General features: G+C 37.0%; 17 protein-coding genes. 6 read left to right on the top strand and 11 right to left on the bottom strand.

All coding sequences use genetic code 11. The annotated features are described in order from the left end of the window. Nucleotides 1–16: 16 nt before the first annotated feature. The 3 genes from AAY42_RS07305 (at nt 17) to AAY42_RS07315 (ending at nt 2,345) form a co-directional block, all read left to right on the top strand. Entirely contained in the window at nt 17–1,114 is a 1,098-nt protein-coding gene (locus AAY42_RS07305; RefSeq protein ID WP_055393761.1) for a Nif3-like dinuclear metal center hexameric protein, read from the top strand. 3 nt (nt 1,115–1,117) lie between these two features. Continuing rightward, nucleotides 1,118–1,897, top strand: coding sequence for a zinc ribbon domain-containing protein (locus AAY42_RS07310; RefSeq protein ID WP_055393763.1), 780 nt, complete (start codon nt 1,118–1,120; stop codon nt 1,895–1,897). A 64-nt stretch (nt 1,898–1,961) separates the two neighbouring features. Beyond that, a complete protein-coding gene (locus AAY42_RS07315) occupies nt 1,962–2,345 on the top strand; it encodes a DUF4174 domain-containing protein (RefSeq protein ID WP_055393765.1) in 384 nt (127 codons plus the stop codon). Here AAY42_RS07315 and AAY42_RS07320 read toward each other — a convergent pair. The 5 genes from AAY42_RS07320 to AAY42_RS07340 all read right to left on the bottom strand — a co-directional run bounded on the left by AAY42_RS07320 (nt 2,342) and on the right by AAY42_RS07340 (nt 6,354). Then, a complete protein-coding gene (locus AAY42_RS07320; RefSeq protein WP_055393767.1) occupies nt 2,342–3,691 on the bottom strand; it encodes an FAD-dependent oxidoreductase in 1,350 nt (449 codons plus the stop codon). The two genes, AAY42_RS07315 and AAY42_RS07320, sit on opposite strands and share 4 nt — an antisense overlap. A 268-nt stretch (nt 3,692–3,959) precedes the next feature. Beyond that, entirely contained in the window at nt 3,960–4,508 is a 549-nt protein-coding gene (locus AAY42_RS07325) for a ClpP family protease (protein WP_055393769.1), read from the bottom strand. A 186-nt stretch (nt 4,509–4,694) separates the two neighbouring features. Continuing rightward, entirely contained in the window at nt 4,695–5,513 is an 819-nt protein-coding gene (locus tag AAY42_RS07330) for a mechanosensitive ion channel family protein (protein ID WP_055393770.1), read from the bottom strand. A gap of 22 nt (nt 5,514–5,535) precedes the next feature. Further along, nucleotides 5,536–5,724 (bottom strand): hypothetical protein, encoded by a 189-nt coding sequence (locus AAY42_RS07335; protein ID WP_055393772.1) that lies wholly within the window; start codon nt 5,722–5,724, stop codon nt 5,536–5,538. Next, nucleotides 5,725–6,354, bottom strand: a complete 630-nt coding sequence (locus AAY42_RS07340; RefSeq protein WP_082433356.1) for an RNA polymerase sigma factor — start codon at nt 6,352–6,354, stop codon at nt 5,725–5,727. Nucleotides 6,355–6,453: 99 nt separating this feature from the next. On the opposite strand from AAY42_RS07340, the gene AAY42_RS07345 reads away from it, so the two are divergent. Then, nucleotides 6,454–7,134, top strand: a complete 681-nt coding sequence (locus AAY42_RS07345; protein WP_055393773.1) for a hypothetical protein — start codon at nt 6,454–6,456, stop codon at nt 7,132–7,134. A gap of 11 nt (nt 7,135–7,145) precedes the next feature. Here the strand turns inward: AAY42_RS07345 and AAY42_RS07350 are convergent, their stop codons facing one another. Then, a complete protein-coding gene (locus AAY42_RS07350; protein WP_055393775.1) occupies nt 7,146–8,294 on the bottom strand; it encodes an MFS transporter in 1,149 nt (382 codons plus the stop codon). A gap of 133 nt (nt 8,295–8,427) precedes the next feature. Here AAY42_RS07350 and AAY42_RS07355 point away from each other — a divergent pair, with 133 nt between their 5' ends. Then, nucleotides 8,428–9,300 carry an AraC family transcriptional regulator gene (locus AAY42_RS07355; RefSeq protein WP_055393778.1) on the top strand — a complete coding sequence of 291 codons (873 nt, stop codon included), beginning with the start codon at nt 8,428–8,430 and terminating at the stop codon, nt 9,298–9,300. Here AAY42_RS07355 and kynU read toward each other — a convergent pair. Both kynU and AAY42_RS07365 read right to left on the bottom strand, forming a co-directional pair. Continuing rightward, complete coding sequence (gene kynU, locus AAY42_RS07360; protein WP_055393780.1) at nt 9,274–10,542, bottom strand: kynureninase; 1,269 nt, start codon at nt 10,540–10,542, stop codon at nt 9,274–9,276. The genes AAY42_RS07355 and kynU overlap by 27 nt on opposite strands. Before the next feature lie 44 nt (nt 10,543–10,586). Further along, a complete protein-coding gene (locus AAY42_RS07365) occupies nt 10,587–11,051 on the bottom strand; it encodes a GNAT family N-acetyltransferase (protein ID WP_055393782.1) in 465 nt (154 codons plus the stop codon). A 65-nt stretch (nt 11,052–11,116) separates the two neighbouring features. On the opposite strand from AAY42_RS07365, the gene AAY42_RS07370 reads away from it, so the two are divergent. Further along, a complete protein-coding gene (locus AAY42_RS07370) occupies nt 11,117–11,758 on the top strand; it encodes an O-methyltransferase (RefSeq protein WP_055393784.1) in 642 nt (213 codons plus the stop codon). Here AAY42_RS07370 and AAY42_RS07375 read toward each other — a convergent pair. The 3 genes from AAY42_RS07375 to AAY42_RS07385 form a co-directional block, all read right to left on the bottom strand. Then, entirely contained in the window at nt 11,735–12,295 is a 561-nt protein-coding gene (locus tag AAY42_RS07375) for a phosphatase PAP2 family protein (protein ID WP_055393787.1), read from the bottom strand. The genes AAY42_RS07370 and AAY42_RS07375 overlap by 24 nt on opposite strands. A gap of 3 nt (nt 12,296–12,298) precedes the next feature. Beyond that, nucleotides 12,299–12,577 carry a Sec-independent protein translocase subunit TatA/TatB gene (locus AAY42_RS07380; RefSeq protein WP_055393788.1) on the bottom strand — a complete coding sequence of 93 codons (279 nt, stop codon included), beginning with the start codon at nt 12,575–12,577 and terminating at the stop codon, nt 12,299–12,301. A gap of 85 nt (nt 12,578–12,662) precedes the next feature. Next, nucleotides 12,663–14,975 carry a M1 family metallopeptidase gene (locus tag AAY42_RS07385; protein ID WP_055393790.1) on the bottom strand — a complete coding sequence of 771 codons (2,313 nt, stop codon included), beginning with the start codon at nt 14,973–14,975 and terminating at the stop codon, nt 12,663–12,665. Nucleotides 14,976–15,020 lie beyond the last annotated feature (45 nt).

Raw genomic sequence — 15,020 nt, forward strand, 5'->3', positions numbered from 1 at the left:
TTATTAAGAAACTTAAATGACCGTAAAGGATATTACAAAAATACTGGAAGAACTTGCACCGCTTTCCTATGCCGAAGAGTTTGATAATGTGGGTTTATTGGTAGGTGACCAAAACAGTACTGTAACAGGTGTTTTGGTTACTTTAGATACACTTGAAAATGTTGTGGACGAGGCCATAGAGAAAGAATGTAATCTAATAGTAAGCTTTCACCCTATTATTTTTAGTGGCCTAAAAAAACTTACAGGAAGCAATTATGTGGAGCGCACGGTCCTAAAGGCAATTGCAAATGGCATTAGTATTTTTGCCATGCATACAGCCTTGGATAATAGCAATAGCGGTGTCAATGCTAAAATTTGTGAAGTCCTGGGAATCAAAAACCCAAAAATTCTTATTCCAAAGACAGGTACCATAAAAAAATTGACCACATATGCCCCCATTGCAGAGGTAGAAAACATAAAATCAGTATTGTTCAAAGCTGGTGCAGGAGAAATTGGAAACTACAGCAACTGTAGTTTTAGTTCAGAAGGGATTGGTAGTTTTAAGCCTGGCGACCTAACAAATCCTTCCACAGGGAAAATTGGGGAAGTCCATTTTGAAAAAGAAGCTCAAATCAATGTGATTTTTTCTTTTGAAAAGCAGAAAAAAATTCTAGCGGCACTCTTTGAAAACCATCCATATGAGGAAGTTGCCCATGAAATAATCACTTTGGAGAATACAAACCAGGATATTGGCATGGGTATGATTGGTCATCTTGTAACTGAAATGGATGAATCCACTTTTCTTCAATCAGTAAAGAAAAAAATGAAAACACCTGTCATACGACATTCTCAACTATTGGGCAAAAAAGTGAAAAGAGTAGCTGTTTTAGGAGGCAGCGGGGCTTTTGCCATTTCAGCGGCCAAAAGGGCCAATGCTGATATTTTTATTACTTCGGACATAAAATACCATCAATTTTATCAAGCTGAAAAACAAATTGTCATTGCGGATATTGGGCACTTTGAAACTGAGCAGTTTACAAAAGATTTATTGGTTGATTATCTTATCAAAAAAATTCCTAATTTTGCAATCTCTTTATCGGAGAGTATAACAAATCCCATCAAGTATTATTTATAATTTATGGCGAATAAAAAAGAAAACACCGTGGAAGAAAAATTGAGAGCGCTGTATGATTTACAGCTTATTGATTCCAGGGTTGATGAAATACGTAATGTTAGAGGTGAATTACCTTTAGAAGTGCAAGACCTGGAAGATGAAGTGCTTGGTCTTAAAACGCGTATGGATAAATTGAAGACGGATGTAGAAACGGTTAATTTTGAAATAGCTGCCAAGAAAAATCTTATTGAAGAATCTAAGGTGCTAATCAAAAAATATGCTGAGCAGCAGAAAAATGTTAGAAACAGTCGTGAATTTAATTCTTTGAGCAAAGAAGTTGAGTTTCAGGAATTGGAAATTCAATTGGCTGAAAAGAACATTAAAGAATTCAAAGCCCAGATAGAACAGAAGAAAGAAGTGATTTCCACAACCAAGGAAAAGTTATCTGAAAGGGAAGGACATCTAAAACACAAAAAAAGTGAATTGGACGCAATTCTTGCCGAAACGGAAAAAGAGGAAAAAGCACTTCTGAAAAAATCGGAGGAATTTGAAGAAAATATAGAGGAACGCCTAATACTGGCATACAAACGAATTCGCCACAATGTGAAAAATGGCCTTGCCGTGGTTGCTGTGGAAAGAGGTGCCTCAGGAGGTTCTTTCTTTACAATACCACCTCAAGTTCAGGTAGAGATTGCATCACGCAAAAAAATAATCACAGATGAACATAGTGGTAGAATTTTGGTAGATCCATTGCTTGCAGAAGAAGAACAAGTAAGAATGCAAAAAATGTTTGCAAAAATCTAAGCAAACCTTCAAGAAAAATAATAAGCCACCTTAAAGGTGGCTTTTTTATTCCCTATTTTTAAGAATGAAACTTTTCATAGCTATAGCTTCTTTTTTTATAACGTATACTATGTCTTCCCAAGAACTCGCTAAATTTAAATGGGAAAAAAGGTTGGTTGTTTTGGTCAGTTCAAATTGGGAATCTGAAACTGTTCAAAAACAGCTTGAACTTTTCGCTGCCCATAAAAAATCCCTAGAAGAACGGGAAATGTTGCTCATAAAGCTTTCTCCACTTTCCGACGAACTGGAAAAATATAGCTTAGATAAAAGTTTTAAAGGTGTTCTTCTCATAGGTAAAGACGGCGGGTTAAAGTCTAGATACGAAATGGTCATAGCACCAAAGACCATATTTGAATTGGTAGACAGTATGCCGATGCGCCAAGCAGAAATGCGAAACAAAAAATATTAGTGCCCCTCCAACAAGGTCAATATCTTGTTTTCCACAGTCTGGGAATCCCAGTTGGCTTCAATTTCTGGCATGGACATCACTTCTTGCATAATCTTCTCTTGCATATCTCCTATTGCCAATGCTTCGGCATAAGGTCTTTCTGAAAATGTGACTCTACTATATACGGGTATCCATTTATCTGGATACTTTTTAGCAAACCTTTTCTCAATTTTCTTCTGCAGCAAAAATTTAGGGTCCGCTGTTTTACTGCTCATTTCAACAAAGTTGCGATAACTGAGTTCCGCTATTGCATCAGCATTGGGTTTGCGTTCTTTTTGATATTTATCAAAAATAACTTCCCAATCATCCTTGTACATATCCATCAGCTCATCTAATTCGTAAATATCTTCAAAACCAGCATTCATTCCCTGCCCATAAAAGGGCACGATGGCATGTGCAGAATCTCCCACCAAAGCCACTTTATTCCAATAGGCCCATGGATAACATTTCATGGTAACCATGGCACTGGTTGGGTTTTTGAAAAAATCTTCGGTCAGATTTTCGATTTCCTTTCTAACGTTTGGGAAATAGTCTTCAAAAAAAGTTTTTGCTTCTTCTTTGGTAGTAATATTTTCAAACGAAACATCTCCTTCAAATGGTAAAAACAAAGTACAGGTAAAACTTCCATCAATATTTGGCATGGCAATTAGCATAAACTTTCCCCTTGGCCATATATGAAAGGAATTCTTATCCAATTTATGGGTTCCATCTTCATTGGGTGAAATGGTAAGCTCTTTGTAACCAACATCTATAAAACTTTGCGAGTAATCAAACCTACTGCGTCTTTGCATTTTATGTCGTACTCTTGAGAAGGCTCCATCACAACCAAAAATTAAATCGTATTGATACTCTTTCCATTCACTTTTTTCGGATTCTCCCGTAAATATCTTGGCATTGGGCAAATCTATATCCCATACCTTTTCATTAAACCGGAAAATGGCCCCAGCTTCTTCGGCCAAATCAATCATCTTACGATTCAAGACTCCTCTAGAAATAGACCAGATAGCTTCCCCCTCCTTACCATACTTTTGGAAATAAACCGGTTTATCGTTTACATGCATGGCACGTTTGTCCAAAGGAATCGCAATTTCCTTAATACTTTCCTCCAAACCAACTTTACGTAGTGACCTCCATCCCCTATTGCTCATCGCCAAATTGATGGACCTTCCAGAAAACTCTATGGTTCTAATATCCGGTCTTCTATCAAAAACTGTGATATCGTGTCCTTTTCTTTTTAAATAAATAGCTAGAAGTGAACCCACCAATCCCGAACCGATGATGGCTATATTTTTTGAAGTCTGTACCATAAATGCCCGTGGGCTGATTCTTGTTAAACCATAAAAATACGGAAATTACGATTTATGATACACCGAATTCCTTTGACCGTCATAGGTTTTAGACCAGAACTTTTAACACTTTGAGTTTTCACTTTTTTTTAACGTATAGTCGTAAGCTTTTGGTACTATAGTTGACGTATATATTAAAAATATTCCGCTTCGGCGTCCATATATATAAAAAGTCCTTCACAAAAAATTGCGAAGGACTTTTTCCTTTTTGGGTAGGAATCTAAAATGACTATTCTAAAATTCCATCCACAATTCCATATGCTACGGATTCCTCGGCTCCCATCCAATAGTCACGGTCAAAATCCTTCATGACCTTATCATAGTCTTGTCCGCAATTATCAGCAAGTATTTTGGCACCAAGCTCTTTCGTCTTGATTATTTCCTTTGCCTGAATCTCTATGTTGGATGCCTGTCCTTGAGCACCACCACTTGGCTGATGTATCATTACACGGGCATGCGGTTGAATAAATCTTCTTCCTTTTTCACCTACGGATAGTAAAATAGAGCCCATTGAAGCTGCTAGACCAGAACAAACAGTTGACACCGGACTCTTGATTTGTTTTATAGTATCATAAATAGCGAAACCAGAAGTTACATACCCTCCAGGACTATTTATTATCAATTGAATTTCCTTGTTATTTAGTAAATCTAAATATAGCAAGCGGTCGATAACATGTTTGGCAGAATCATCATCCACCATACCCCATAAAAACACTTTACGTTCCTCAAGCAGTTTTTCCTGAACCAACTCCTGAACTTTCCCTTTTTTTGAACTCATTGATTTATTTATTGAAAGTTTCAAAATTAATCAAATTCTACGTACCAATTTTCAGGATAAAGAAAGTTTACAAACTAAAAAAGAAGATTAGAATATTGAAAAGCTAAATAATCTTAAAATTCACAAAGTCAAAAAATCAATGAGAATCGGAAATTGACCAGAAATCCAACTAAACAAAAAATGGTTTCATGACTTAATTTCAACCCGCTGTGATACGACATCTTTTATTGGAATAACTATTTTTCCAGTTTTCGTTTTCAATGTTAGGGTAATATTATCTATTGCATCAACGGTGCCTTCAACATCTCCTATTTTAAGCTTATCTCCAACAGCGTAGTTTTTTCTGGTGTAGAACATTTTTAAAACATCAGAGAAGACATCACGTGATCCCAAACCAAAGCCCAACGCGGCTGCAAAAAGAAATGCACCAAGTATCATGGTAAAATTGCTGGTGATGATATCCGTATCTATCCCAGCCTGGTTTAATGCTGTAATTGAAATAAAAAAAGTAATCAAATAAAATAAGATATTGCTGATTACTTTGGAGCCACCAACACCCATGGATTCAAAAAGCGTTAGGGTTGCTTTTTTCACCATTGTGGCAAGGTAGAGGCCACCAGCAAAAATCAGTATTGCGCTCAACAAGGTTGGCAAATACCCCAATATCGATATGATACCTTCAGAAATTGCATTTAGCCCTATTACTTCCGCAATGACAATGGTGAAACCCAAAATCAGCAGCACCTTTACCGCACCCAGTATTATTTTTAGTAAATCTATCTTTACCTCTTTATCCCCAAATAGTTTTGCATCTGTCACTTTCTTTGAAAGTCTATCTATTTTTGCTGCCTTTAAGACACGTTTTACAATAAAAAGAATGACTTTCAAAAGTACCCAGGCCACAATTAAACCAAGAACACCAATGATAATTTGTGGTAATAATTGAACTACGTTAGATAGCATATCGCTTAGACTATCCGATAATACTTTTTGATATTTTTCCATGATCTATGTTTTATTGATTTGGTTATTTTCTTTTATTTGTTTTGAACAATCCAGAAATAAGGGCTGAATAGTTGGAAGTCACCAATATGGCCATATCCATGATCAATTTGGCAATTGCAATATCGTTCATTACTTTTTGCCTCATTTCAGGAGGCACTTCCCGTAATTTTTTGTCCAATTCCTCAAAAGGATTTTTAAATTCATTTGCCATCTATGATACAGTATTATAGATTTCCAATAACTTTGCTTTTGCGCGTTTCAATCGCATTTTTATTGCACTTTCACCTACTTCCATAAGCTCGCACAAATCTTTTATCGATGCTCCATCCTGATATTTTAAAAGTAATATAGATTTATCTTCGGGTGTCAGTAATTGCAGTGCCTTATCTAATCTGCTTGCTTTTAATTCATAAATACTCTCGTCAGGTACTTCCGTTTCTGTCAGCTTGTACTCGGTATTTTCCATGGGCACGGAATTATCGCTCATTTTCCGTTGCTTGTTTCTGTTTACATAATTCACACAGAAATTATAGGTAAACGAATACAGCCAGGTAGAGAATTTTGACTTTCCCTTAAAGGATGCCAACTTAACAAACAACATCAAAAACACATCCTGTGTTAAATCCTCTGCCTCGTCCTGCGATTTTGAAAATCCGTAGCACTTGTTGTATACCATTTTTGCATAGCGGTCATAAAGTACTCCAAACAGCAAAGTATCATTACTCGCTACAATTTTTTGCACTAGTTCCTCATCGGTAAGAGTATTGTACGAATGGCCTATTCCCAACGATTTCTTCGATTGATTCACTATGATTAGAAACAGCCTTTTTAGAAAAGTCACCTTGAGGTTTTTATTAAGAATTGATTTGTACTAAAATTCTTTATGAAAATGTTTTACAAGATAATTTAAAATGCCAGTATATTTGAACTAAAATTTATTATGAAAGTTACTTCTCTTTTTGCCGCGTTATGCTTTTTCATCTTTTTATCTTGTAAGACCGAGTCAAAAAAGGTGGTATCTCAAGAAATACCGGAGCAAACCGTTCTTGAAAAAGTAGCATTTGCCCATGGTTACGAAAATTGGAAATCTGTAAATGAGTTTACGTTCACATTTAATGTAGATAGGGACAGCTCTCATTTTGAACGCAGTTGGGTATGGAAACCGAAGTCCAATGAGGTTACTTCCATCACAGAAAAAGATACGTTACACTATAGCAGAAAATCTATGGATAGCATGGCTACCAAAAGAAACGGTGGCTTTATCAATGACAGGTATTGGGTATTAGCTCCTTTTAATCTTATATGGGATTCCAAAAATTTTACATATGAACATGTAGAGGATGAAAAATCTCCCATTAGTGGTGAGCCTATGCAGAAACTAACCATAGTATATTCTAATGAAGGTGGCTATACTCCGGGAGATGCCTATGATTTCTATTTCAAGGATGATTTTATACTACGTGAATGGGTTTTTAGAAAGGCAAACCAAGCTGAACCATCAATGACAACAACTTGGGAGAATTACGTTGATATAAGTGGCCTAAAACTGGCACAAGACCATAGAAAGGCTGAAGGAAACTTTAGTCTTAACTTCACCAAGTTAATGGTTAAAAACAACTAGTCAAATGTTTTCTAAGGTCTGTTTTTCCTCAACAAAAATGTAATGGCCAAAATAAGTAAGACACATCCAAGCAGAGCATAAAAACTGTGCTTTAAAGTAGCACTTTCGGCAAGAAACCCCAGAATCACCGGGCCCAAGAGAAAACCTGTATACCCTGAGCCCGCAATAAAGGCTACTCCCTGCGAGGAGTCTACACCTTTTACATTGCCCCCAATGCGGAACAGCTCTGGAACCATAACTGAAAAGCCCAGTCCATTGAGCGCGAATCCGGCAATGGCCAAAATTGTATTCCCTGAAAGCACTAAAATATAACCTACAACGGCAATAAGAGACCCTAATGCAACAATCTTAACCGAACCAATCTTTGCACTTATTCCATCCCCTAAAAACCTTCCTAAGGTCATTGTAGTCGAAAATGCCAAAAAGCCAGAGCCTATGAGCACTTCTGGAGCCATGGTAATTTCCTTTAGATAAAGACCGCTCCAGTCTATAATAGCACCTTCGCTTCCCATAGACACAAAACCAACAATTCCCAGCAAAAAAAGTGGTTTGAACAGTTTTAAGCTAAAAGGTTCTTTTTCTGCAGGTATAGCTACAATATGGATATAATTTTTATAAGCATATAGATTGATGCCCAAAACCAATACAACGGTAATCCCCATATGTAAGATAGGGCTCCCGATTACTGGAATTAAAAAACTTCCAAGTCCAACAATGATGCCACCTAGACTAAAAAATCCATGTGCTGCCGACATGAACTTTTGCTCATCTTCTTTTTCAATTTCAGTTACCAGTGTATTCATCGATATATCCAAAAGACCATGTGAAGCTCCAAAAACAAAAAGACTTACCATCAACAAATAATAGTTTGGTACCATTAGAGGAAAAAGTGCGGTAGCACTACCAAGGAGTACGCCAAACCAAGTGGCTCTTCCAACACCCAGCTTGTTGATTATTTTGGATGCTAATGGAAAAATGGTAAATACACCTAAGGAAAGACAGAAAATTGCTATTCCCAAATCGGCCTTATCGATTCCAAGTTTATCCTTTACAGTAGGAATATAGATGGCCCACGTACCAAACCAAATATTAAGGCTTGCAAAAACCCATGCTGGAGCAAAATATCTTGGATTGGAAAATATGAGTTGGAGTGATTTCATTTTAGTTTATATCCATACAAAATAACTAAGCCTTTAAGAGAATTGGTAGTATGAAGTATTCTAATATTGAGACATTTTATTCTTTTTCATCTTTCTCAATTCTATTTTTAGGTAGTTTTACCATATGAAGCCAATGTTAGAGGCAATCAATGTCAATGTCAACTCTTCTTTTAAGGTTGAGTCGTATAACGCGGCCAACAATTGCGAATCTACCGGTTGGCATATTCACCCGGAGTTTGAACTAGTCTATGTGAAAAATGGTACGGGATGTCTGCATGTGGGTTCAAAAAAAAGGGACTATACCAATGGTGCCTTAATTTTTTTAGGTGGAAATATTCCTCATGCAGATTTTGGAAATAAGGACCACAAGGATAGTATGGAAATCGTTATCCAGTTTAAAAAGGAGTTTTTGGTTGAAAAATTAAAGGTCTTTCCTGAATTAAAAGGAATTAAGAAGTTGATTGAAAAATCAAATCAGGTTTTGATTTTTGATGAAAAAACAAAATTTGCATCGTGGAACTATTTCAAAAGGTTTGAAACCTTAGATAACCAAGGAAAGTTAATCAACCTATTGTCCATTTTGGATTACCTATCTAAAAATGGGTCTTATGAAAGTTTATTTGATACCATTTCCTTAAACGGATTCAAAAAAGTTGAGATTTCAAGATTGGAGAAAACCTTTGAATATGTGAACAACAATTATCACAAGAACATTTCAGTAACTGAAATTTCAGACCGACTTGGCTATACACCCAACTCCTTTTGCAGGTTTTTTAAAAAAATGACCCATCAACGATTTATAAGTTTTGTGAATGAGTTTCGAATAGGAAAGGCTGTGGAACTATTAAGCGAAAATAATATGGCAATTATTGAGGCCATGTACAAATCTGGATTCAATGATCCCTCCTATTTTGCGCGTCAATTTAAAAAATACCAAGGAGTTACTCCAACCGACTATGTAAACAAAAGGTATCCTCAACTACTTTTGAAGGATTCCTTGCTTTAAGACCTGTCCAAAATTGTACATATCCACAAAAGAACTATAGAATGGAGCTGGGGCCAACCGTATCACATTTGGTTCTCTCCAATCTGTAATAACTCCATTTTTCATAAGGTAATCAAACAGTGTTTTGCCTTCTCCGTGTAAAAAGACTGAAAGTTGACAACCTCTTTCTTTAGGCGTAATTATTTCAAAGGAACTCTCCACCTCCTTGTCAATCTCTTTTAGCACAAACTCCAGGTAAGACACAATTTTTTGCTGCTTTTCAATAAGCGCATCCATTCCCACCTCATCAAATAACTCCAAAGAAGCTAAATAGGGAGCAATGGACAATATTGGAGGATTACTCAATTGCCAGGCATCTGCCGTTTCAATGGGGTCAAACTCTGGTTGCATCAAGAAACGTGTTTCCTTCTTTGTTCCCCACCAGCCTTCAAAGCGGGGAATATCTTTTCTGTTCAGATGCTTTTCATTCACAAAAATACCTGAGGCGTTCCCTGGGCCACTGTTCATATATTTATAGCTGCACCATGCTGCAAAATCTACGTTCCATTCATGTAGTTTCAGCTCCACATTACCGGCCGCATGTGCTAAATCCCATCCTACAAAAGCTCCGACCGATTTTCCTGCTTGTGTAATCGATTTCATGTCAAATACTTGACCATTGTAATAATTTACCCCTCCTAGTAATACCAAGGCAAGCTCATCCCCTACCTCTTCAATTTTATTTAGTATGTCTTCCACCAACCATGAATGCTCGCCTTCTCTCTTTTTGACTTCTACAATAGCTTCTTTTGGATCAAATCTGTGAAATCTTACCTGGCTTTGCAACATATATTGATCGGACGGAAATGCTTTTTCCTCACAGATAATTTTGAAACGCTTTTGGTTCGGCCGGTAAAAGGAAACCATCAACAAATGAAGATTCACGGTTAGCGTATTCATAACAGAAATCTCCTGGGTCTTGGCGCCCACAACTTTCCCCAAACCATTTGCCAAACGCTCATGGTAATCCCACCATGGCTTTTCGGCATAAAAATGACCCTCCACTGCAAGTTCCCGCCAATCTTTCATAACATCATCAACAAATTTCTGGGTCCGTTTTGGTTGTAATCCCAAAGAGTTACCAGTAAAATAGATAACGTCTTTGCCATTTACCTGCGGATAGTGGAATTCTTGTCTGTATTTAGATAGTGCGTCTTCTGCATCTAGAAATTGGGCAAATTCTAAGGAATTTTGGAAAGTCATAACTTAATGAAGTCTTATTTGTAAATCTAACTCTTATAAATGATTTATTCCAAGCGCATTTCTATCATATGCCTTTTAAAACCAACTTTTTCGTAAGCTTTTATTGCAGGAAGGTTATCGCTATAAACTGTCAATCTAATTTCCGTAAGACCTTTTGTGTATGACCATTTTTTAAGTTCATCAACAATTTGGGCATTTACGCCCTTTCCCCTGAAATCTGGGTCCGTAAACATAAACCCTAAATAAGAATAGTTTTTATGATTAAGGTAATGCCTTGCTTTTTTGCAAATTGCATAGCCTGAAGCAATGATTCTCTTATCAGATTCAGCAACCACGACACTTGCGTTTTCATTCAAAATCATTTGCTTTAAATCATAATAATTAATTGGATCATCATCCAAAGTAGTATCAAAAGGCCTTTCCGCTTTTATAATTTCCTGTTCAAAGCTCAAAAGAACGGGTAAATCATCCAAGCTGGCATTTCTTATCTTAAAATCGACAGATTCCATAATCTTCCAATTAAAAATTCAAATTCTAATGTAGTTCTTTTCTATATTTTTACGAAAATTTAAAGATGCATTTCCTATCTCCTTTATTGGAAAACTACATAACGGATAATTCAGAAGACGAGCCAAAACTTCTTACAGAACTGACTAGGGAAACTCATTTAAAAGTAGTTCAGCCTAGAATGATTACCGGGCATTTTCAGGGAAGGGTCCTAAGCTTACTTTCAAAACTCATCGCACCCAAAAAAATCTTGGAAATTGGAACTTATACGGGCTACTCAGCTATTTGTTTGGCAGAGGGACTTCAAAAAAATGGCGAATTGCATACGATTGAGGTGAATAAGGAACTTTTTGATATTCAGCGAAGGTATTTTGATCGGAGTGGATTTGGAAATCAGATTGTACAGCATACTGGCGATGCATTGGATATAGTTCCTTCCCTAGAAAATGATTTTGACCTCGTTTTTATTGATGCCCAAAAAATACAGTATAACGCCTATTTTGAAGCGGTACTAAAAAAAACAAGGCCGGGGGGCATTATTCTTTCCGACAATGTACTTTGGTCTGGAAAAGTCTTGGAACCAGTGGCCAAATCTGATAAGGCCACCGCAGTATTGGTCGACTATAACCAGAAACTTAAAAATGACCCGAGGGTTGAAACTGTTATTCTTCCCATAAGGGATGGGTTAACCCTGTGTAGGGTAAAATAATCGTTTGTACATTTTGTAAAAGAAAATCGCTGAAAGGATTCCGATTATAGCACCCACCAAAATATCCAATGGAAAATGGACTCCTACATAAATCCTACTGTAGGAAAACGCCAAGGGCCATAAAAAGAAAATCCAAGCCCATTTAACCCTACTTCTCAGCAATAAAAAAACCATTGCGGTAATGGCAAAGGAACTAGATGCATGACCGGAAAAAAAGCTGTAATCCGTTGGTGTTTTTAATATTCTGATTGCAGAATTTATGGTTTCATCATTGCAAGGTCGAGGTCTTTCAATAAAAATCTTTGCCAAATAGGTGAGAACTACAATGAAAATAGTAGTTGCTACAACCGAAAGTATGTTTAAAAGTGATTCTCGCCTGGGAAATTTTAATATAAAGAGTAGTGCAAAGAGCAGAAATAAAGGAATCCAAGTGGTTATTTCAGTAATTGTGGACCAAAAAGAATCATAGCTTTCCGTTCCAAGTCCATTGAGGTAAATAAAAGTTTCTTTATCCCAATTAAGAAGCTTCTGGAACATTTGTTATTTTGTGCTTCTTTTTACTGCGCCGGTAACCTCATCTACATTTTTCTTGACTTCGTCCAATTCTTTTCGAATGTCTTTTGTAAAATCTGTATCTATACCTTGCTTATCAGCGGTCTTTTGGATTTCTCTTTTAATGTCGTCCGTGGCATCTCTTAATTGCCGCATTCCTTTGCCAAGTCCTTTGGCAATTCCTGGAATCTTATCCGCACCAAAAACCATGACCACTATAAAGAGGATAAAAAAGATTTCTGCGCCACTTATGAATAGAAAATGCATACAACAAATATAATGAGAACTAAGGTGGAAAATAAAAAAAGCCCTACGAAATCGTAGGGCTCTTAACATTCATTATGAGTTATACCTATCCTTTGATATTTTCCTTAAACTTATCAAAGTCTGATTTTTCCTCTTTCTTTGGCCAAGAATTGTTGGCAGTATCAATATCTGCAGTCTCCAATTTTGGGTCAACAACAATGCCCGTCAATTCTTTTTGTGATGAAAGCACACGTTTTACCTCTGCATCATTCTTTCTCCATATTTCAGCCGGATAGGTAATGTTTTCCTTGCTACCATCTGCATAGGTATACTCAACAATCAAAGGCATTGGTATTCCTCCTGGTTTATCAAAAGTTATTTCGTAAAAATATTTTGGCTCTTTAACCTGACTTCTTTCTGCTTCGGTCATATTGTCCATCATAAATTCCTTCAAGTTTTGAGAGGTCTCGCTGGGAGCCTTTCCTTCCAACTCTGGCATAAAATCCTCACTGTCTTCTTCTGCCAAATATACCAAGGGAGGTAAATCCGCTTCTGTAAGGTTTCTATCTGCCATATATTCCTCCATTTCCTTTGTTGGCTTACTACTCACATAGTATTTTTTAACGCCTTTCACACCTATATCGACATAATCGGTAGTATAGAACCAACCTCTCCAATACCAATCAAGATCTACAGCAGATGCATCTTCCATAGTGCGGAAGAAATCTTCAGGTGTAGGGTGTTTAAACATCCAACGCTGCGCATATGTTTTAAATGCATGGTCAAACAATTCCTTGCCCATAACCGTTTCTCTAAGGATGTTTAGAGCTGTTGCTGGCTTCCCATAGGCATTTGGACCTAATTGGTATACATTTTCTGGATTAGACATTATGGGAGATATATGGCTCTGATCTCCGCCCATATAAGGAACAATTTTGGCAGGTTCTCCCCTGCGCGATGGGTAATTTCCATTTGGAGCAATTACATCTGGATATTTTTCACCAAATTCCTGCTCTGTCAAATATTGCATAAAGGTATCTAAACCTTCGTCCATCCATCCCCATTGACGTTCATCAGAATTAACGATCATTGGAAAATAGTTATGTCCTACTTCATGGATGATTACGCTGATCATCCCGTATTTTGTTCTGTCTGAATAGGTTCCATCTTCATTTGGCCGTCCATAATTCCAGCAAATCATGGGATATTCCATTCCTTGATTTTTTGCATGAACGGAAATTGCCTTGTGATATGGATAATCAAAAGTAAACTTGGAATAGGTTTCCAAAGTTTGGGCAACGGCTTTGGTAGATTGCTCTTCCCAAAGTGGATTTCCTTCCTTGGGATATAAGGAAACCGCCATAACGTCTTTGCTTCCAATTTTTACGGCCTGCATATCCCAGATAAATTTTCTAGATGTTGCAAAACCGTAATCTCGAACATTTGTCGCTTTGAATTTCCAGGTTTTTTTCTTTTCTGAAAAACTTTTTTCAGCGGCTTCAGCTTCGGCCTGGTTTACAATTATTACTGGTTTGTCATATGATTTTTTTGCCAGCTTATAGCGTTTCATCATTTCTTTTGAAAAAACATCATCCCTGTTTTGTAGCACACCTGTTGCATCCAAAACATGATCCGCGGGCACTGTGATGCTTACATCATAATTACCAAATGGAAGTGCAAACTCTCCACTTCCCCAGAACTGATGGTTTTGCCAACCTTCAACATCGCTATATACAGCCATTCTTGGGAAAAATTGTGCAATTACATAAGCACGGTTACCATCTTTAGGGAAATATTCATAACCTGAGCGTCCTCTACCATTTACGTGATCATTGATGTTATACCACCATTTGATTGAAAAAGATATCTGCTCCCCACTTTTCAACGGTTGCGGAATATTCAAACGCATCATGGTCTGGTTAATGGTATAAGACAATGGTTTTCCATTGGAATCTTTAACAAATTCAATATTAAAACCACCATCAAAAGGGTCAGTAAGATAGGTGTTGGCAAAATTTCCTGCCGTGTAGGCAAAATTTACCCCATTTCCATTCCGCAATGGAGATTTTGAGTCCTTTGCACGTACATTTTGATCCAATTGCACCCAAAGAAACTCTAAATCGTCTGGAGAATTGTTGAAATACGTAATGGTTTCTTCTCCATATATTTTTGCATTTTTATCATCCAGCTCAATATTCATCTTATAATCTGCACGTTGCTGATAATAATCAGGGCCAGGAGCACCAGAGGCTGACCTATATGTATTTGGAGTGGAAAACTCCTCATACAGCTGTTTGAACTTATTTTGATTGTAATGGCCGGGCTTCTTTTCTTCTTTTGCTTCCCCTTCTTCCTGTGCTATGGCCATAGCACCAAAAAGGAACAATATAGAAGCAAATAGATACTTGACTTTGTTCATTTTCTTTTTGATTTTTAAAACAGCGAAAAATAACTTTTTTTAACC

The organism is Flagellimonas eckloniae (genome assembly GCF_001413955.1).
Classification (GTDB): domain Bacteria; phylum Bacteroidota; class Bacteroidia; order Flavobacteriales; family Flavobacteriaceae; genus Flagellimonas; species Flagellimonas eckloniae.